Origin of the sequence: Aeromicrobium sp. MLTX1, assembly GCF_046452335.1 — a bacterium.
Lineage (GTDB): Bacteria > Actinomycetota > Actinomycetes > Propionibacteriales > Nocardioidaceae > Aeromicrobium.
This window is the reverse complement of record NZ_JBKFDN010000011.1, coordinates 1-280: the sequence shown is the minus strand read 5'-3', so window position 1 is coordinate 280 and position 280 is coordinate 1. Positions and strand designations below refer to the sequence as shown.

Below are 280 nucleotides of genomic sequence, written 5' to 3'. Positions count from 1 at the left end.
ACCAGCTGTAGCTGAGCTTGAAAAAGTATTGGCAGCTATGTCTCTGGAAACCGGAGTAGAGATTAATAAAGGCATTACAGATAAATACCCGAACGCCAGAGTTTCCAGAGAAATTACATTGCAGGACTTTAAAGACGTTCTGGGTTTAGCAAATTACTGGGAGATTGAAGATTTAGAAGAAAAGGCTCGATATCTGTATGAGCAGAATTATAGAGATAAAGATGAACTGATTGCAGAACTGGAGGAAAAAGATGAAGATTGGGAGTATTATGATGATGGT

1 protein-coding gene is annotated in these 280 nt (G+C 38.6%); it reads left to right on the top strand.

All coding sequences use genetic code 11. The features are described 5' to 3' along the window. Window positions 1-280 (top strand): hypothetical protein (locus ACK99Q_RS17790; protein ID WP_410187434.1); only part of this gene is annotated, 280 nt, incomplete at both ends.